An 18,526-nucleotide genomic window follows, 5' to 3' on the forward strand; every position below is an offset into this window, starting at 1 on the left:
TTCAGTGAAATCCACAAGCCGCGCGCAACCGTTGCTGCGCATGCTCGCGGGCCATGCCGTCGCACGCTTGCAGGCGCGACCAGGACACGGCGTTGTTGCGCAGGATGTAGTCGCGGTTTTCCGGGTAGCGCGCGGCCCGCCACCCCCCGATGGCGACCACCATCACCAGCCGCGCCATCATCAGGTCGAACAGGATGTCGACCTCGGCCCGCGCAAGCGGATTGACCTCGTGATAGGCCGCCACGAACCGCACCGCTGGCTCAAGCAGCTCGGCGCCCGGCTCCAGCTGATAGGACGCAGCCACCGCCACGTCATTGATCAGCGGCGCTCGCACCATGTCGCCAAAATCCAGGATGCCGGCGATCGTGTCGGGGTCATGCGGGTCGACCAGCACGTTGTACAGGTTCAAGTCGTTGTGGATCGCCTGGGCGCGCAGGCCGCACAATGCCGGCTTCGCATGGTCGGTGAAACGCGCCAATGCGCGTTGCGCCAGCGCGCGTCGCGCCGGATCGGCGATGTGCGTGAGTAATGGGGCGACCTCATCGGTGCGCTGGATGTCCCAGGGCAGGTTCAATGCCCCGGCGGGATGCTCGAAGCCGCGCAGCGCCAGCCCCAGCCGGGCCAGGACTTGGGCCAGATTGCGCCGCTGCGCGTCCGAACGCGGGGCATCGGGCAACGGCCGCCCAGGAAGATACGTGAACAGCCGCAGCACGCGCGGCGGCGCGCCGGGCGCCTGGTACCAGACCGACGGCGCGCCGTCCGCCGCGGGCATCACGCGCTGCACGGGCAGGCCTGGATCCACGCGCTCCACATGCTGCAAGGCCCTGGCCTGGAAATCCGCCACGCGCGGGTCTTCAGCGGGGTGGGAGAACTTCAGTACGTATTCGCGGCCGGCGCCAGCGCGCAAGTGGAAGTTGCGGTCTCGCTCGCCGGTCAGCCGGCGCACCTCGGCCTCCACGCCGAAGTGCTGCCGCGCCAATTGCGCGGCCCGCGATTCATCGATGTCCGGCGACGCCGTGGCCAGCACGTCCTCGGCGCAGTCCTGATCCGTCATGGCGGCCTCCTTAAGCGGCGGATGCGAAGCCGCGCAGCGCGCTGGCAAGATTGGGGCCCAGGTCGTCGGACAGGTAGCCGCCTTCCTGCACCAGTACCGTGGGCAGGCCCAGCCCCGCCACTTCCGCCAGAATCGCGCCAAAGCCCTCGGTGGTGACGGCCAGGCCCTTGTAGGGATCCCTTTCGTGCGCGTCCAGGCCCAATGCCACCACCAGCGCGCCCGGCGCAAAGGCCTTGATGTCCAGGAAGACGCGCCGCAGCGCCGCCAGATAGCCGGCGTCACCCGTGCCCACCGGCAGGGGGCGGTTGATGTTGTAGCCCAGCCCGTCGCCTTCGCCGGTTTCGTGCGCATGACCCACGAAGAACGGCGTGGTGTTGTGCGCGTCCGCATGCATCGACACCGTCAGTACATCTGAGCGGCGGTAGAAGATGCCCTGCGTACCGTTGCCGTGATGCACGTCCAGGTCCAGGATAGCCACGCGGCGATACCTTGTGCGCAGATGCTGGGCAGCGATTGCCGCATTATTCAGGTAGCAAAAGCCATTGGCGCGGTCCACGTAGGCATGGTGCCCAGGCGGACGGCACAACGCATACGCGGCGCGCTCGCCATCCAGCACCAGTTGCGCCGCATGGGTCGCGCAATGCGCCGACCAGGCGGCGGCTTCCCACGTGCCGGCTCCGATGGGACAAGCCGTGTCGCCCATGTGATAACCCGCCAGCCCCACGATGTGCTCGGGATACGTGCAGGGTTGCCCCGGAAACGGATGCACGTTGGCCACGACCTCTTCGGACGCGTCGGGCAGTTCCTGCCACCGGGCATGGGCGGTTTCCAGGAAACGCAGGTACTGCGGCGTGTGGACGGCCGCGCGCGGCGCGGCGCCGTGATCATCCGGCGCGATGATCTCGTGGCCGTCACGCTGCACGGCCGCCAACAGCCGGGCGCCGCGCTCGGGCTGCTCGTTGCTGCGCTTGACCTTGCCGCGCGCGATGAAGAATTGCGGATCGTGAAGCTGATGCTTATCGCTATAGACAACTTTCATGGCTTGCCGCTGCCCCTTGGTTTTTCGCCCGCCGCGCCGTGCTGCGAGACGAACAGGTTGCGGACGTGCTCCCAGGCATCGTCCAGATGAACCTTCATGCAGGCCTGCGCGGCCTGCACATCGCGCCGCGCCAACGCGTCCAGGATGGGCTGGTGCGTGGCCGCGACCATTTCCGGATCCTGGTAGACGTTATCGATCAGCGAAATAATCATGCGCATTTCAGTCTGCGTGCTGGAAAACAGACGCAGCAAATACGCGTTGCCCGACAGCTCGCAAATCAGGGTGTGGAAGCTCAGGTCCAGTTCGATGCGGCGATGCTGCGGCGCGTCGGCGGCTTCGGCGATCATCAGGTCAAGCAATTGCGACAACCGCGCCATGCCGGCTGTGTCCGCGTGCTCGCAGGCTGCCGCCACCGCGGTCATTTCCAGGCTCAGGCGAACCTGAAACAAGTCATCGATTTCGCGCACGGACATTTCGCGCACGAAGAAGCCGCGGCGCGGCTTGGACACGAGGATGCCCTGGCGTTCCAAACGGCGCGAGGCCTCGCGCACCGGCGCCCGGCTGATCGCCATCTGCCGCGCGATCTCGGCTTCGACCACGCGACTGCCCGGCGGCAGCCTGCCCTGCACGATCGCTTGGGTGAGCCTTTCCTCCACCACGCCGACCAGGTCGGGGACATTGACGGATTCGAACGTACTGGAAGCGGCCGGGTTCTCGGTCATGGAATTCTCTATCAGGGTGATGAAAGACGGACTGCGCGTGAGCGGTATAACACCCCGTTTTTTTCCAGCATATCAGTACTACTGCTAACTGTCGACAGTTGACTATCAGCACATAATGCGTCGCATCCGGCCGCTTCTGACAGCCGATCTCAACGAGGACGCATCAATGGTCAATTCCCAGGAAACCGCGCCGGACACGATGAGCGCGACCGAGCAGAAAGTCCGGCACGATTTGGCCGCTTGCTATCGGCTGATCGCCCATTTCGGCATGGACGACAGCATCTACACGCATATTTCTGCCCATGTGCCCGGCGAACCGGGCGTGTTCCTGATCAACCCCTACGGCCACCTGTTCCGGGACATCACGCCAGAATCGCTCGTCAAGGTCGGCATGGACGGGCGGCCGGTCGCCCCCACGCCTTACGACGTCAATCCGGCCGGGTTCACCATTCACAGCGCCGTGCACGGCGGGCGCCCCGAAGTGGGCTGCGTGCTGCATACCCATACGGTCGCGGGCGTGGCCGTGTCGTCGCTGGCCTGCGGCCTGCAGCCGGTGAACCAATGGGCCCTGCAGTTCTACAACCGCGTGGCCTATCACGACTACGAGGGCATTGCCCTGGACCTGGACGAGCGCGAACGGTTGGTGGCAGACCTGGGGCCGCACAAGGTCATGATCCTGCGCAACCACGGTCTGCTGACCACAGGCGCTACGGTCGCCGAAGCCTTCATCCTGATGCTGAACCTGGACCGCGCGTGCCGGGTGCAGTTGGCCATCCAATCGACCGGGCAGGCGACCTATCCGGTCAGCCCGCAAGTTAGCGAACGCACCGCGCGCCAGTACGCCAGCGGCGACACCAATCGCCTGCCCGGCGCGCCCGACGCCAGCGAACGCGAATGGCGCGCGCTGCTGAAGCTGGTCGAACGCCCGCCCGCCGCCTGAACGGCCGCATCGTCCTTCCTATCTTTCTGCCCCCTCTTTCGCCCTCTGCGGCCCGTCACCAGGAGAACCCCCATGAATCGACGCGACTTTCTGATTGCCGGCGCCGCCACGGCCGGATGGTGGAGCGGCAGCGCCGCCCTGCCCGCCTGGGCGGCGGCCGCCCGCAACGGCGTGCTGAACATCGCCGTGCAGCCGGAGCCGCCCGGGCTCATGCTAGGCATCATCCAGAACGGCCCCACCCAGATGATCGGGGGCAACATCTACGAAAGCCTGCTGCGTTACGACGAAAAACTGGCGCCGATGCCCGGCCTGGCCACGTCCTGGACCGTCAACGACGCGGCCACCGTCTACACCTTCAAGCTGAAGGAAGGCGTGCTTTGGCACGACGGCAAACCCTTCAACGCGCACGACGTGGTCTTCAGCGTGGACCAGTTCCTGCGCAAGACCCATGCGCGGCTGCGTGCGGGTCTGGCCTTCGTGGACAGCATCAAGGCGCTGGACGATCACACCGTCGAATTCCGCCTGCCGCGGCCCTTCGGCCCGTTCCTTGGCCTTTTCGAAGTCGGCACGATGCCCATGGTGCCGCGTCACATCTATGAAGGCACCGACTACCTGAGCAACCCGGCGAACAACACGCCCATCGGCACCGGTCCCTACAAGTTCAAGGAATGGCGCCGCGGTTCGTTCATCCAACTGGTGCGCAACGAGCAGTACCACGAGCCCGGCTTGCCCAGCGTGGAAACGGTGTACTTCCACGTCATTCCCGACGCCGCGTCGCGCGCCGCCGCCTTCGAATCCGGCAAGCTGGACATCCTGCCTGGCGGCACCGTCGAGTACTTCGACATCGAGCGCTTGAAGAGCCTGCCCAATGTTGAAATCACCACCAAGGGGTGGGAGTTCTTCGGCCCCCACTCGTTCATGTGGCTGAATAACCGCCACCCCGTGCTGGCCGATGTGCGCGTGCGCCGCGCCATCATGTATGCGCTGGACCGCGAAGCCATGCGCAACGTGGCCTGGTACGGCTTCGGCAAAGTTGCAACCGGCCCCTTCAACAGCACCGTCCGCTACCACACCGACGAGGTCACCCGCTATCCGCGCGACGTGGCGCGCGCCAAGCAACTGCTGAAAGAAGCCGGCTACAAAGGCCAGACGCTGCGCCTCTTGCCCCTGCCCTATGGAGAAACCTGGCAGCGCTTCGCCGAAATCGCGCGGCAGAACCTGGCCGAGGCCGGGATCAAGCTGGAAATGACTGCCACCGACGTGGCCGGCTGGAGCGAAAAGACCGCCAACTGGGAATACGACATCGCCTTTTGCTACCTGTACCAGTACGGCGACGCGGCGCTGGGCGTCAGCCGCAACTACCTGAGTTCCACGATCGCCAAGGGCTCGCCGTGGAACAACGTCGAGGGCTACAGCAACCCGAAGGTCGACGACCTGTTCGAACGCGGTTCGCGCGAGGCCGATCCGGAAGCCCGCCGCAAACTTTACGAAGAAGCGCAGCGCATCCTGGTCGACGAGGTTCCCGTGGCGTGGCTGCTTGAGCTGCAATTCCCCACGCTCTACCGCAACAACATCAAGAACCTGATCAATTCGGGCATCGGCATGAACGATAGCCTGGCGCGCGCCACGCTGGCCTAAGCCGCGACGACCCAGACAGGGGGAATGCTTCATGAAGAAACTTGCTTATCTGACGCGCCGGATCGTCCAGGGCCTGCTGGTATTGGCCCTGATCGCAGTCATCAATTTCCTGCTGATACGCGCCGCGCCCGGCGACCCGGCCGCCGTCATGGCAGGGGAAGCCGGCGCCACCGACGAAGTCTTCATGGCGCAGTTGCGGGAACGCTTCGGGCTGGACAAGCCCTTGCCCCAGCAGTTGGCGAACTACCTGTCGCACGCCGCCCGGCTGGACCTGGGCGATTCCTATCGCCAGCAGCGCCCGGTGATGAGCCTGATCGCCGAACGGCTGCCCGCCACGCTGCTCCTGACGATGACGGCCTTCGTGGTGTCGTTGACGATGGGGGTGGCGCTGGGCGCCTGGACCAGTGCCCGGGCGGGAACCTGGGTGGACAGCCTGGTCAGCACGCTGTCCATGCTGTTCTATGCCACCCCGCTCTTCTGGCTGGCGCTGATGGGGGTGCTGCTGTTCTCCGTCAAGCTGGAATGGCTGCCGGGCTTCGGCTTCGAGACGGTCGGGGCCGGGCATGCGGGGCTGGCGCGCGCCGCCGACATCGCCAGGCACCTCGTGCTGCCCGCCGCCACATTGGCGCTCTTCTACATGGCGGTCTATGCCCGGATGACGCGTACCGCCATGCTTGAGGTAGCGCAGATGGACTTCGTGAAGACCGCACGCGCCAAGGGCTTGTCTCCGCGGCGCATCCAGCGGCGCCACATCCTGCGCAACGCGCTGCTGCCGGTCATCACCCTGGCCGGCATCCAGGCTGGCTCCATGGTGGGCGGCACCGTGCTCATCGAGACCGTGTTCGCGTGGCCCGGCATCGGCCGCTTAATGTTCGATGCCCTGGTACAGCGCGACTACAACCTGCTGCTGGGCACGTTCCTGATCACCGCAGCGCTTGCGGTGGCGTTCAACATCATCACCGACCTGCTCTACACGTTGGCCGACCCGAGGATCGAACTGCAATGAACAACGGATTCTGGCGGCGCTTCCGCCGCAACAAAGGCGCCGTGGCAGGCTTGGCCGTCATGGCAGCGGTGCTGCTACTTGCCCTGACCGCGCCGCTGATCGCCGCGCACGATCCCTGGGCCATGGTGCAGCGACCGTTCCTGCCCCCGCTGAACATCGTGGGCCTGCCGTTCGGCACCGACACGCTCGGCCGGGACATCGGTTCGGGACTGGCCTACGGCGCCCGCATCTCGCTGCTAATCGGGCTGATATCCACCTTGGCCGGGCTGCTGATCGGGGTATCGATCGGCGCCTTGGCGGGCTATTACGGCGGCTGGATCGACAACAGCCTGATGCGCTTCACCGAACTGTTCCAGGCCATCCCCAGCTTTGCGCTGGCCATCGTGCTGGTGGCGATCTTCCAGCCCTCGGTGGGGTCCATCGTGACCGCCATCGCGCTGGTCTCGTGGCCGCCCGTGGCCCGCCTCGTGCGCAGCGAATTCCTGACGCTGCGCCATCGCGACTTCGTCCACGCCGCGCATCTGGCGGGCGAATCGAACCTGCGCATCATCATTACGCAGATCCTGCCCAACGCCGCCGCCCCCATCGTCGTCATGGGCTCGCTGATGGTGGCCACCGCGATATTGCTGGAGTCCAGCTTGAGCTTCATGGGGCTGGGCGACCCCAACGTCATGAGCTGGGGCTACATGATCGGCGCCGCGCGCACCGCGCTCAGGCAAGCGTGGTGGATCAGCCTGTTTCCCGGCATCGCCATCCTGCTGACCGTGCTTGCGTTGAACCTGATCGGGGAAGGCCTGAGCGACGGCCTGAACACCCGCCTGGACGCAAGGAGCCGCGCATGAACGCCTCCCCCTCCCTTCTGGACATCCAGGGCTTAAGCATCCAATTGCCGGCCGGCGCTGACCGCGCCCTGGCCGTCAAGGAAGCCAGCCTGTCCATCGCCAGCGGCGAAACGCTGTGCATCGTGGGCGAAAGCGGCTCGGGAAAATCCATGATCGCCAATGCGGTCATGGGCCTGTTGCCACAGCCCCTGGTGCGCCCCGTCGGGGGCAGCATCGTTTTCCAGGGCCATGACCTGTTGGCGCTGGCTGAACCGCAGTGGCGCGCGCTGCGCGGCAACCGCATCGGCATGATCTTCCAGGACCCGATGTCGGCGCTGAACCCCGTCATGCGGATCGGCGACCAACTGGAAGAAGCGCTGGATGCGCACGTAAAGCTGTCGTCCGCCGAAAAGCGCGCGCGCATCATTGCGGCGTTGACCGACGTGCGCTTGCCAGACCCGGCGGGCATTGCCGCCAGCTACCCGGGCCGGCTGTCCGGCGGGCAACGGCAACGCGTCATGATCGCCTGCGCGCTGATGCTGGAACCCGCGCTGTTGATCGCGGACGAACCCACGACCGCCCTGGACGTAACCACCCAGGCGCAGATCCTTGACCTGATCCGCGATTTGCAGGCCAAGCGCGGCACCGCCGTGCTGTTCATCACGCACGACTTCGGCGTCGTGTCGCAAATTGCCGACCGCGTGGCGGTCATGCAACTGGGCCAGATCGTCGAGGCCGGCACCGCGGACCAGGTGCTGGGCCATCCGCGCCATGACTACACGCGCAAGCTTATCGCCGCCATTCCGCATGGCGTGCCCGCCCTTGGCGCCGCCGCCTCGCAGCACCCGGTGCTGCTGGATGTGCGCGACCTCAGCAAGACCTACGTTTCCGGCGGCGGCGTGTTTAGGCGGGGCCGGGAAACGCCCGCCATGCGCGGCATCAGCTTCAGCCTGCGGCGCGGCGAAGTGCTGGGGCTGGTCGGCGAATCCGGCTCCGGCAAATCCACCTTGGGCCGTTGCATTGCAGGACTGCTGGCCCAAGACAGCGGCCAGATCTTGTTCAACGGCAAGGACCGTGGCGTCCAGGGCGGCGCTCGGCCCGACCCTGGCCGCATCCAGATGGTGTTCCAGGACCCCCAGGCATCGTTGAACCCGCGGCATACCGTCGGCCGTTCGATCATGGCCGGTCCTATCGCCCAAGGCATGGCGCCCGCCGACGCGCAGGCGCGCGCGGCCGAATTGCTGCAGTGGGTCGGGCTTAGCCCGGATGCCGTCAAGCGCTACCCGCATGAATTCTCCGGCGGCCAGCGCCAGCGCATCGGCATCGCCCGCGCGCTGGCATCCGACCCCGAGCTGATCGTGGCCGACGAACCGGTTTCAGCGTTGGACGTGTCGGTGCAAGCCCAAGTCCTCGCGCTGTTCGCCAGCGTGCGCGAACAATTCAAGCTCAGTATGCTGTTCGTCACGCACGACTTGCGCGTCGCCGCGCAGATGTGCGACCGCATCGCCGTCATGCAGCAGGGCCGCATCATCGAATGCGGCCCCGCCGCCCAGATCATCCAGGAACCTCAACAGGCCTATACGCGTGAACTGGTACAGGCGGTACCCGATTTCACCCGGATCGTCTCCGGGCGCCACGGAAGCGAGGCGGCCGTCGCATGAACGCCCCGCATCCCGCCGCCATCCGGCCGCCCTGCGTCGCCCTGCTCAGCCGCGTCCTTGACATGCGTTACCTGGTGCCCGCCTTTCAGGCGTTGCGCCCGGACATCGCCTGGCGCACCGTCGACAACCTGGGCAAACCCGAAGACATCGACGCCGCCGTCTGTTGGCTGCCGCCCGCCGGCCTGCTGCGCACCCTGCCCAACCTGCGTCTGATCCAATCGATCGGCGCGGGCGTGGATCATATCTACGCCGACCCCGGCATCCCGCTTGGCGTTCCCGTCTGCCGTATCGCGGAAACCGGCATGGCCGACGGCATGACGACCTACGTGACCTGGGCGGTTATCAACCACCACCGCCATTTTCCCGACTACGTCCGAAACCATGCGCAAGGCCTGTGGCGCGAAAGCCCTATCGTCCCGCCGTCCGCGCACCGTGTCGCCATCGCGGGGCTGGGCCGGCTGGGCTTGAAGGCGGCAAGCGCGCTGGCCGCCCTGGGCTACCCCGTTTCGGGCTGGAGCCGCACGCCCAAACCCGATCTTCCCGAAGGCGTCACCGGCTATCACGGGACGGACGGACTGCCCGCGCTGTTGGCCAATGCCGACACGCTGGTGTGCTTACTGCCCCTGACAGGCGAAACGCGCGGATTTCTGAACGCCACGACGTTTTCCCAGTTGCCCAAGGGCGCCCATGTCATCAACGCGGGCCGCGGCGAACACCTGGACGCGCAAGCCCTGCTGAACGCCTTGGACACAGGGCAGCTTTCCTACGCCACGCTGGACGCCACCCCCGAAGAACCTCTACCCGCCGACCACGTGCTGTGGCGCCACCCGCGCGTGCTGGTCACGCCCCACATCGCTACCCGCACGCCGGCCGCAGCCATCGCCGCGCAGACCCTGGAGAACCTGAATCTTGTGCTGTGCGGCAAACGTCCGGATACCTGCGCGGACGCCACGCTGGGGTACTGATACCCGAGGTTCATTGCCCCATAGGCGGCTGGAAGCGGCGAAGGCGCAGCGCGTTGCCAAGCACGAACACGCTTGACATCGCCATGGCGCCCGCTGCGAACACCGGCGACAGCAGCACGCCCCAGGTGGGATACAACGCCCCGGCCGCCACGGGGATCAGCGCCGTGTTGTAGGCGAAGGCCCAGAACAGGTTCTGGCGGATGTTGCCGATGGTAGCCTTGGACAGCGCGATGGCGTTGGGCACGCCCAGCAGGTTGCCGGACATCAGCACGACGTCGGCGGACTCGACCGCCACATCGGTGCCGGTGCCGATGGCCAGGCCGACATCGGCCTCTGCCAGCGCCGGCGCATCGTTGATGCCGTCGCCCACGAACGCGATCTGGCCATACGCCGCCTTCAGCCGGCGCACGGCATCCACCTTGCCTTCCGGCAACACCTCGGCCACGACTTCATCGATGCCCAATTGCTTGGCAATGGCCTGTGCGGTGCGGGCGTTGTCGCCGGTGATCATGGCCACCTTCAGCCCCAGCTGATGCAGCGCCGTGATGGCCGCAGGCGTGCTGGGCTTGATCGGGTCCGCGACAGCGATGATGGCGGCCAGCCGGCCATCGACCGCGGCATACAGCGGCGACTTACCTTCGTCGCCCAGGCGCTCGGCGGTTTGCGCGAAGGCGCCCACATCCAGGCCCAATTCACGCATGTAGCGGTCAGCGCCCACTTCCACGCGGGTGCCCCCCACCGTGGCACGCACGCCCATGCCCGTGACCGACTCGAAGTCCGTCATCGCCGGCAGCGCGATGCCGTCTTCCACGGCGGCCTCGACGATGGCGCGGGCGATGGGATGTTCCGACCGCGATTCCACCGCGGCCACCTTCGCAAGCACCTCGTTGCGGTCGAAGTCGGCGGCGATCTCCAGATCGGTCAGCACCGGGCGGCCTTCAGTCAGCGTGCCGGTCTTGTCCACGGCCACGACCCGGGCATCCTTAAGCAGTTGCAGCGCCTCGCCCTTGCGGAACAGCACGCCCATCTCGGCGCCTCGGCCGGTGCCAACCATGATGGAGGTTGGCGTCGCCAGGCCCATGGCGCAAGGGCAAGCGATGATCAGCACCGCCACGGCATTGACCAGCGCAAAGGTCAGGGCCGGTGACGGCCCGAACGCCAGCCACACCAGGAAGGTCGCCACGGCGGCAATCATCACCGCCGGCACGAACCACAGCGTCACCTTGTCGACCACCGCCTGGATGGGCAGCTTGGAGCCTTGGGCCTGTTCAACCAGGCGGATGATCTGCGCCAGCATGGTCTGACCGCCCACGGCGGTGGCGCGCAGCGTCAGCGCTCCCTTCTGATTGACGGTGCCGCCGACGACGGCGCTGCCGGCCTGTTTCTCGACGGGAATGGGCTCGCCCGTGATCATGGACTCATCCACGAAGCTGCGGCCTTCGGTCACTTCGCCATCGACCGGCACCCGCTCGCCTGGCCGGACTTCCACCAGATCGTCCAGAGCCACGTCGGTGATCGGAATGTCCACGGCCCGGCCATCGCGCAGCACGTGCGCAACCTTGGCCTGCAGCCCAACCAGACGCTTGATGGCCTCGGAGGTGCGCCCCTTGGCGCGAGCCTCCAGGTAACGACCCAGCAGGATCAGCGCGACGATGACGGCGGCCGCCTCGTAGTAGACGTTCACCGTCCCGGCCGGCAGCAGCCCCGGCGCGAAGGTGGCCACCAGCGAATAGCCGAACGCCGCCGCGGTGCCAACCGCGACAAGCGAATTCATGTCCGGCGCCAGGCGCGCCAGCGCCGGAAACCCCTTCAGGTAGAAGCGCCTGCCCGGTACGGCCAGCACCAGCAGCGTCAGCACGAACTGCAAATACCAGCTTTCCTGCATGCCGATGGTATTCATGACCCATTCATGCATGCCGGGGATGACGTGCGAACCCATTTCCAGCACGAACACCGGCAAGGCCAGCACGCTGGCCAGGATGAGGTCGCGCTTGAGTTCGGCCCGCTCGGCGTCCTTCTTTTCCGCGGCGGCCGCTTCGGCCTGCGCGCCGGTATCGACGGGACGCGCCTCGTAGCCGGCCTTCTCGATGGCCGCGATCAGGTCTTGCGCGGCCGCCACGCCATGCACGGTGGCGCGTTCGGTCGCCAGGTTCACCGTGGCCTGCGTGACGCCGGGCACCGCCTTCAGCGCCTTCTCGACGCGACCCACGCACGACGCGCAGGTCATGCCCCCGACCGCCAGTTCGACGGCGCCGGCAGGCACGTCGTAGCCCACCTTTTCGACCGCCTGGACCAACGCCATGCGATCGACCGGCCCCACCGCGACGATGTCCGCCCGTTCGGTGGCAAGGTTCACGGAAACTTTGCCGACGCCCTCGACCTTGGTCAGGGCGGCCTCCACCCGGCCGACGCAGCTTGCGCAGGTCATGCCCTCGATCGGCAGGCTTATCGTGGCGGCAAACGCGCGAGCGTCACGGGTACTTGGCATGCTCATGGCGTGCTCCCATTGTTCAAAGTAGGCATAAGGGATACGTTAAAGCTTCCAACGTTGGGAAGGTCAAGCGCTTGTTTTCATACCGCCGCTTCGGACGCGGCTTGCTTCTGCGGCGTGAAAAACACATCGGCGTTCATGCCTTCGGCGTTCAGCCCTTGCGCAAACGAACACCTTGACCTTCCAACCATTGCAGTACCTAACCTTTCCGAAAAATGCGGCAGAAACGCTTCGGAAGGGCCGACGCCCTGCTGCACGGAAGGGACTTGTACATGCGTCGAAAATTCAAGATTGCCATGCTGGCGGGGCTCATCGCAGCGGCCGGAGCCATCGCGTTCGCCCCCGGCGAAGTCTCGGGGGACGAAGGTAAAACGGGAGCGCCAACGGCGCCTCAAGTTCCCGTGGCCGAGGTCATCGTGCGGACCATCGCGCCGTCGACCGATTTCACGGGATTCCTGGCGGCTCCCAAGACCGTCGAACTGCGCTCCCGCGTTGGCGGGGCCGTCGATGCGGTCACCGTTCCCGAAGGCAGTCTGGTCCGTAAGGGACAACAGTTGTTTCAGATCGACCCGCGGCCGTTTCAGGTCGCGCTTGATACCGCCACGGCGCAATGGCGCCAGGCGGAAGTGCTGGCCGGCCAGGCCCAGGCGGATTTTGACCGGGCCCACCGGCTGGTGTCCACCGGCGCGGTCTCGCGCAAAAGCTACGACGATGCCGTTTCAGCGCGCAACGCCCGGCAAGCCCAGGTGCAGGTGGCCAAGGCCGCCGTTGCCGCTGCGCGGCTCGACCTCTCTTACGCGCGCATCACCGCGCCGATCTCAGGGCGCGTCGACCGGGTGCGGGTGACCGAAGGCAATCTGGTCAGCGGCGGCGCGGCCGGGGCCGCCACGCTGCTGACCACGATCGTGTCGATCGACCCCGTGCACGTTTACTTCGACATCGACGAAGCCACCTACCTCAACGCCGTGAGGCACGCCCGTCCCGATGCCGGCAGCGGCAATCCGGCGCTGCCGGTCGCCGTGGGGCTGACCACGGACAAGGGCTTCCCCTACACAGGCACGCTCGACTTCGTCGCCAATCAGATCGATCGCAGCACGGGCACGATCCGCGCCCGCGCCGTGATACCCAATCCCGACGGCCAACTGGCACCGGGATTGTTCGCTCGGGCCCGCCTGGCGACGGGCGTCGAGCGCCCGGCCATCCTGATTGACGACCAGGCCGTTGGCACTGACCAGGGAAAAAATTATGTGCTGGTGGTCGGAAAGGACAACCTGGCCCAGTATCGCGCGGTGGAGCTGGGCCAAATAGAGCAAGGGCTGCGCGTCATCAATACCGGCTTGCAACGCGGCGACCGGATTGTCATCAAGGGCCTGGTGCGACCCGGCATGGCGGTCACGCCCAGGCCGGTACCCATGCAGCAGGCCGACGGCTCAAGCGTGCCCCAGGCGCTCGCCGCGGCAAGCGCCAAGGCTGACGACGCCGGTCTTGCAGAGGCGCGCCCATGAAGTTCCCTCACTTTTTCATCGCGCGGCCGATCTTCGCCATCGTCCTGTCGCTGCTCATGCTGCTAGCGGGCGCCATCGCCTTCTGGCAACTGCCCCTGAGCGAATACCCGGCCGTCACGCCGCCCACGGTCCAAGTTACCGCAAGCTACCCCGGCGCCAATCCCGAGGTGATCGCCGACACCGTCGCCTCGCCCCTCGAGCAAGTGATCAATGGCGTCGAGGGAATGCTCTACATGAATTCCCAGATGGCCACCGATGGCCGGATGGTGCTTACCATCGCGTTCAAGCAGGGTACGGATCCTGACATGGCGCAGATCCAGGTGCAGAACCGGGTCTCTCGCGCCTTGCCGCGTCTGCCCGAGGAAGTGCAACGCATCGGCGTCGTCACGCAGAAGACGTCTCCGGACGTGTTGATGGTCGTGCACATCGTCTCGCCGGAAAAGCGGTACGACCCGCTCTATCTGTCCAACTTTGCCATCCGGCAGGTCCGCGACGAACTCGCGCGCCTGCCCGGCATCGGCGATGTGCTGGTGTGGGGCGCCGGGGAATACTCCATGCGAGTCTGGCTGGATCCCTCCAAGGCTGCCACGCGCGGGTTGACCGCCAGCGATGTGGTCGCCGCCCTGCGCGAACAGAACGTGCAGGTTGCCGCAGGCTCCGTCGGACAGCAACCGGATACGTCGGCCGCGTTCCAGGTAACGGTCAATACACTCGGACGCCTGGCCAGCGTGGAACAGTTCGGTGAAATCGTCGTGAAAACTGGCACGGATGGCCAGGTCACCCGTCTTCGCGACATCGCCCGCGTGTCCCTGGGCGCGGACGCCTATACCCTGCGCAGCCTGATCGATGGCGAGTCGGCGCCTGCCTTGCAGATCGTCCAGAGCCCCGGCGCCAACGCCATCGACGTTTCCAATGCCGTCCGCGCCAAGATGCAGGAGCTTCAGCGCGGCTTTCCGCAGGATATTGCGTACCGGATCGCCTATGACCCCACGGTCTTCGTGCGCGCCTCGCTGCAATCCGTGGCCATCACGCTGCTGGAGGCCATCGCGCTGGTCGTGATCGTCGTGGTGCTGTTCCTGCAGACCTGGCGTGCGTCGATCATTCCACTTGTGGCCGTGCCCGTGTCGCTGGTGGGTACCTTCGCCATCATGCACATGTTCGGCTTCTCGCTGAACACGCTGTCCCTGTTCGGGCTGGTGCTATCGATAGGCATCGTGGTGGACGACGCCATCGTGGTGGTCGAGAACGTGGAGCGCCATATGGCGCTGGGCGAGCCCCCCAAGGAGGCCGCGCGCAAAGCCATGGACGAGGTGACCGGGCCAATCCTGGCCATTACGTCGGTGCTGGCGGCGGTGTTCATCCCGTCGGCGTTCCTCTCGGGCCTTCAAGGCGAGTTCTACCGCCAGTTTGCCTTGACGATCGCCATCTCGACCGTACTGTCGGCCGTCAATTCGCTCACGCTGTCGCCGGCGCTCGCCGCCATCCTGCTCAAGCCGCATCACGAGGCGGCCAAATCCGATTGGCTCACCCGCGTGATGGGAAGCATGCTGGGCGGCTTTTTCCAGCGCTTCAACCGCTTCTTCGACAGGGCTTCGAACGCCTACGTCGGGTCCGTGCGGCGGGCGGTGCGCGGCAGCGCCATCGTCCTGCTGCTGTATGCCGGCTTCGTGGGTCTGACGTGGCTGGGCTTCAGTCAGGTGCCCAATGGGTTCGTGCCGGCCCAGGACAAGTATTTCCTGGTCGGCATTGCCCAGTTGCCAAGCGGCGCTTCGCTCGACCGCACGGAGGCCGTCGTCAAAGAGATGTCCCGGATCGCGTTGGCGGAACCTGGCGTGGAAAGCGTCGTGGCCTTTCCAGGACTCTCGGTGAATGGCCCGGTGAATGTGCCGAACTCGGCACTGATGTTCGCCATGCTCAAACCGTTCGACGAGCGCAAGGATCCTTCGCTTACGGCCAATGCCATCGCGGGAAAATTGATGGGAAAGTTCAGCCAGATCCCTGACGGCTTCGCCGGCATCTTCCCCCCGCCGCCCGTGCCGGGCCTGGGTGCCATGGGCGGCTTCAAGTTGCAGATCGAGGATCGGGCAGGATTGGGCTTCGAAGCGTTGGCGCAGGCGCAGGGCGAGATCATGGGCAAGGCCATGCAGGTGCCCGAGCTGGCGAACATGCTTGCCAGCTTCCAGACCAACGCCCCGCAATTGGGGGTGGAAGTCGACAGGGTGAAGGCCAAGTCCCTGGGCGTGTCGCTGACCGACGTATTCGAGACCCTGCAGATCAACCTGGGGTCGCTCTACGTCAACGACTTCAATCGCTTCGGGCGCACCTATCGGGTCATGGCCCAGGCGGACGCGCCGTTTCGCATGCAGGCCGAAGACATCGGCCTGCTCAAGGTGCGCAATGCGGCCGGCGACATGATTCCGCTTAGCGCGTTCGTGACCATCACCCGTGGATCAGGCCCCGACAGGATCGTTCACTACAACGGCTTCCCCTCCGCGGACATCAGCGGAGGCCCAGCGCCAGGCTATTCATCGGGTCAGGCCACCGATGCGATCGAGAAGATCGTACGCGAGACGCTGCCGGAAGGAATGATCCACGAGTGGACCGACCTGGTCTACCAGGAAAAGCAGGCAGGCAATTCGGCGCTGTACATCTTCCCGCTGGCGGTGCTGCTGGCTTTCCTGATTCTTGCAGCCCAATACAACAGTTGGTCGCTGCCGTTCTCGGTGCTGCTGATTGCCCCAATGGCGCTGCTTTCCGCGATCGCGGGGGTTTGGGTTTCCGGTGGCGACAACAACATCTTCACGCAGATCGGCTTCGTGGTGCTGGTCGGCCTGGCCGCCAAGAACGCGATCTTGATCGTCGAGTTTGCCCGGGCCAAGGAAATCGAAGGCGCTGATCCGCTGGCGGCGGTGTTGGAAGCGGCGCGTTTGCGCCTGCGCCCCATCCTGATGACCTCGTTCGCCTTTATCGCTGGCGTGGTTCCGCTGGTGCTGGCTACCGGCGCCGGCGCCGAAATGCGCCACGCCATGGGCATAGCGGTGTTCGCCGGCATGCTGGGCGTGACGCTGTTCGGCCTGTTGCTGACGCCTGTGTTCTATGTCGTCGTGCGCAAACTGGCGCTGCGTCGCGTCGCCCCTGAAACCCGCAGCAACGCAAGCGACCAGCGCGCCTGATGGCTAGGAAGATATTTGACATGAAGACACTTTTCACACTCTCCCGCCCAGCCCGGCCGCTGGCGCCGCTTGCCCTGGCGGCCGCCTTGGCGGGATGCTCGCTGGCACCGACGCATGAGCGCCCCGTGGCCCCTATCGCAGCGGCCTATCCGTCCGGCGCCGCCTATGATCCCGTCGCCTCAGCCCCCCCCGGCGAGGCGGCCGCCGCCGATATCGGGTGGCGGGACTTTTTCCGCGATCCGCTATTGCAGCAATTGATCGACATCGCCTTGCACAACAACCAGGATCTGCGCAAAGCCGCGCTCAACGTCGAAGCAGCGCAAGCGATGTACCGTATCCAGCGCGCCGAGATGTTGCCTGACCTTGGGGCGTCCGCCAGCGCCGCGGCCGAGCGGGTGCCGGCCGACCTTGACGCCACGGGCGCTTCCCGTATCAGCCGGCGTTACGAGATGGCAGGCGTGACCACCGCCTGGGAGCTGGACCTGTGGGGCCGCATCCGCAGCCTCAGCGATCAGGCCCTGGCCTCATATCTGGCCCTGGCTGAAATCCGCACCGCCACGCAGATGAGCCTGGTGTCGGAAGTGGCCAATGCCTACCTCACGCTACGGGCCGACCAGGAATTGTTGCGGCTGACAAACGATACCCTGGCCGCGCAGATGCGGTCGTACGAACTGACCGCCCGGCTTGTGGAAGCCGGCAACTCCACGCAACTCGACCTGCGCCTTGCGGAGATTGCGCTGCGCAATGCCGAGACCCTTCACGCGGCCTACACGCGACAGGCGGCCAAGGACCGCAACGCCCTTGTGCTGTTGATGGGCCAGCCGCTGACGCCTGAGCTATCGCGACAGTTGGACGAGGCCATCACGCTACCCGACGGTATCGTGCCACCCGACCTGCCTGGCGGATTGCCATCGGAACTGCTTGCGCGCCGCCCAGACATTCGCGCGGCCGAGCAGACGCTGCGCGGCGCGAACGCCAATATCGGCGCCGCGCGCGCCGCGTTCTTCCCTACGATCAGCCTGACGGGGTCGGCGGGGACGGCCAGCGCTTCATTGGACGGGCTTTTCGGGGCGGGCTCGGGGGCCTGGAGCTTCTTGCCCCGGATCACGGTGCCCATCTTCCGTGGCGGCGCGCTGAAGGCGAACCTGGACGTCGCGCATGTGCAAAAGCGCATCGAGATCGCCAACTACGAAAAAGCCGTTCAGGTAGCCTTCCGCGACGTGGCCGACGGCCTGGCGGGCAAGCGAACGCTCGACGCGCAGATTCGTTCGGAGCAGCTATCGGTGACGGCCAGCCGCAGCGCCTACGACCTGGCCGAGCAGCGCTTCGCGGAAGGCGAAGACGACTACCTCACCCTGCTCGACGCCCACCGCATGTTGTATGGCGCGCAGCAGGCGCTGGTGCGAACACGCCTGGCACGGTTGAACAACCTCATCGAACTGTACAAGGCGCTGGGCGGAGGCTGGACCGAGCACACGGTGCAATAAGCAGCCGTCAACCGCCACTCAGGT

13 protein-coding genes are annotated in these 18,526 nt (G+C 66.0%); 9 read left to right on the forward strand and 4 right to left on the reverse strand.

Translation table 11 applies throughout. From position 1 onward, the window contains the following. Position 1: 1 nt before the first annotated feature. Genes CQ050_RS08600 through CQ050_RS08610 form a run of 3 tightly spaced genes read right to left on the reverse strand, consistent with a single transcriptional unit; the run spans position 2 to position 2,815 of the window. The gene (locus CQ050_RS08600) at positions 2-1,054 is read right to left on the reverse strand and encodes a phosphotransferase (RefSeq protein WP_105556397.1); all 1,053 of its coding nucleotides are present in this window, start codon (positions 1,052-1,054) and stop codon (positions 2-4) included. A 10-nt stretch (positions 1,055-1,064) separates the two neighbouring features. Further along, positions 1,065-2,093 carry a histone deacetylase family protein gene (locus tag CQ050_RS08605; RefSeq protein WP_105556398.1) on the reverse strand — a complete coding sequence of 343 codons (1,029 nt, stop codon included), beginning with the start codon at positions 2,091-2,093 and terminating at the stop codon, positions 1,065-1,067. After that, on the reverse strand, positions 2,090-2,815 hold the full coding sequence (locus tag CQ050_RS08610) for a GntR family transcriptional regulator (protein ID WP_105556399.1): 726 nt from the start codon (positions 2,813-2,815) through the stop codon (positions 2,090-2,092). The genes CQ050_RS08605 and CQ050_RS08610 overlap by 4 nt, the downstream gene beginning before the upstream one ends. A gap of 166 nt (positions 2,816-2,981) precedes the next feature. On the opposite strand from CQ050_RS08610, the gene CQ050_RS08615 reads away from it, so the two are divergent. From CQ050_RS08615 to CQ050_RS08640, 6 genes are all read left to right on the forward strand, one after another. Continuing rightward, positions 2,982-3,755, forward strand: coding sequence for a class II aldolase/adducin family protein (locus CQ050_RS08615; RefSeq protein ID WP_199196765.1), 774 nt, complete (start codon positions 2,982-2,984; stop codon positions 3,753-3,755). 72 nt (positions 3,756-3,827) lie between these two features. Further along, positions 3,828-5,393 carry an ABC transporter substrate-binding protein gene (locus tag CQ050_RS08620; protein ID WP_105556401.1) on the forward strand — a complete coding sequence of 522 codons (1,566 nt, stop codon included), beginning with the start codon at positions 3,828-3,830 and terminating at the stop codon, positions 5,391-5,393. A gap of 31 nt (positions 5,394-5,424) precedes the next feature. Beyond that, positions 5,425-6,399 (forward strand): ABC transporter permease, encoded by a 975-nt coding sequence (locus CQ050_RS08625; protein ID WP_105556402.1) that lies wholly within the window; start codon positions 5,425-5,427, stop codon positions 6,397-6,399. Continuing rightward, on the forward strand, positions 6,396-7,241 hold the full coding sequence (locus CQ050_RS08630) for an ABC transporter permease (RefSeq protein WP_105556403.1): 846 nt from the start codon (positions 6,396-6,398) through the stop codon (positions 7,239-7,241). The genes CQ050_RS08625 and CQ050_RS08630 overlap by 4 nt, the downstream gene beginning before the upstream one ends. Continuing rightward, positions 7,238-8,881 carry an ABC transporter ATP-binding protein gene (locus CQ050_RS08635; protein WP_105556404.1) on the forward strand — a complete coding sequence of 548 codons (1,644 nt, stop codon included), beginning with the start codon at positions 7,238-7,240 and terminating at the stop codon, positions 8,879-8,881. Before CQ050_RS08630 ends, CQ050_RS08635 begins: the two co-directional genes overlap by 4 nt. Then, the gene (locus CQ050_RS08640; RefSeq protein ID WP_105556405.1) at positions 8,878-9,846 is read left to right on the forward strand and encodes a glyoxylate/hydroxypyruvate reductase A; all 969 of its coding nucleotides are present in this window, start codon (positions 8,878-8,880) and stop codon (positions 9,844-9,846) included. The genes CQ050_RS08635 and CQ050_RS08640 overlap by 4 nt, the downstream gene beginning before the upstream one ends. Before the next feature lie 10 nt (positions 9,847-9,856). Here the strand turns inward: CQ050_RS08640 and CQ050_RS08645 are convergent, their stop codons facing one another. Then, a complete protein-coding gene (locus tag CQ050_RS08645; RefSeq protein ID WP_105556406.1) occupies positions 9,857-12,340 on the reverse strand; it encodes a heavy metal translocating P-type ATPase in 2,484 nt (827 codons plus the stop codon). 269 nt (positions 12,341-12,609) lie between these two features. On the opposite strand from CQ050_RS08645, the gene CQ050_RS08650 reads away from it, so the two are divergent. From CQ050_RS08650 to CQ050_RS08660, 3 genes are read left to right on the forward strand one after another with little or no spacing between them, the layout of a single operon-like run. Further along, positions 12,610-13,842: an efflux RND transporter periplasmic adaptor subunit gene (locus CQ050_RS08650; RefSeq protein WP_105556611.1), complete on the forward strand. Its 1,233-nt coding sequence runs from the start codon at positions 12,610-12,612 to the stop codon at positions 13,840-13,842. Beyond that, complete coding sequence (locus CQ050_RS08655; protein ID WP_105556407.1) at positions 13,839-17,015, forward strand: efflux RND transporter permease subunit; 3,177 nt, start codon at positions 13,839-13,841, stop codon at positions 17,013-17,015. Before CQ050_RS08650 ends, CQ050_RS08655 begins: the two co-directional genes overlap by 4 nt. A gap of 20 nt (positions 17,016-17,035) precedes the next feature. Beyond that, entirely contained in the window at positions 17,036-18,502 is a 1,467-nt protein-coding gene (locus CQ050_RS08660) for an efflux transporter outer membrane subunit (RefSeq protein ID WP_105556408.1), read from the forward strand. Positions 18,503-18,526: the final 24 nt, after the last annotated feature.

Origin of the sequence: Achromobacter sp. MYb9, from assembly GCF_002975275.1 — a bacterium.
In the GTDB taxonomy this organism is placed as follows: domain Bacteria; phylum Pseudomonadota; class Gammaproteobacteria; order Burkholderiales; family Burkholderiaceae_B; genus Achromobacter.

Excerpts from the sequence above, each read along its gene's own strand:
- CQ050_RS08600 (WP_105556397.1), bottom strand. The coding sequence starts at position 1,054 with ATGACGGATCAGGACTGCGCCGAGGACGTGCTGGCCACGGCGTCGCCG.
- CQ050_RS08605 (WP_105556398.1), bottom strand. The coding sequence starts at position 2,093 with ATGAAAGTTGTCTATAGCGATAAGCATCAGCTTCACGATCCGCAATTC.
- CQ050_RS08610 (WP_105556399.1), bottom strand. The coding sequence starts at position 2,815 with ATGACCGAGAACCCGGCCGCTTCCAGTACGTTCGAATCCGTCAATGTC.
- CQ050_RS08615 (WP_199196765.1), top strand. The coding sequence starts at position 2,982 with ATGGTCAATTCCCAGGAAACCGCGCCGGACACGATGAGCGCGACCGAG.
- CQ050_RS08620 (WP_105556401.1), top strand. The coding sequence starts at position 3,828 with ATGAATCGACGCGACTTTCTGATTGCCGGCGCCGCCACGGCCGGATGG.
- CQ050_RS08625 (WP_105556402.1), top strand. The coding sequence starts at position 5,425 with ATGAAGAAACTTGCTTATCTGACGCGCCGGATCGTCCAGGGCCTGCTG.
- CQ050_RS08630 (WP_105556403.1), top strand. The coding sequence starts at position 6,396 with ATGAACAACGGATTCTGGCGGCGCTTCCGCCGCAACAAAGGCGCCGTG.
- CQ050_RS08635 (WP_105556404.1), top strand. The coding sequence starts at position 7,238 with ATGAACGCCTCCCCCTCCCTTCTGGACATCCAGGGCTTAAGCATCCAA.
- CQ050_RS08640 (WP_105556405.1), top strand. The coding sequence starts at position 8,878 with ATGAACGCCCCGCATCCCGCCGCCATCCGGCCGCCCTGCGTCGCCCTG.
- CQ050_RS08645 (WP_105556406.1), bottom strand. The coding sequence starts at position 12,340 with ATGAGCATGCCAAGTACCCGTGACGCTCGCGCGTTTGCCGCCACGATA.
- CQ050_RS08650 (WP_105556611.1), top strand. The coding sequence starts at position 12,610 with ATGCGTCGAAAATTCAAGATTGCCATGCTGGCGGGGCTCATCGCAGCG.
- CQ050_RS08655 (WP_105556407.1), top strand. The coding sequence starts at position 13,839 with ATGAAGTTCCCTCACTTTTTCATCGCGCGGCCGATCTTCGCCATCGTC.
- CQ050_RS08660 (WP_105556408.1), top strand. The coding sequence starts at position 17,036 with ATGAAGACACTTTTCACACTCTCCCGCCCAGCCCGGCCGCTGGCGCCG.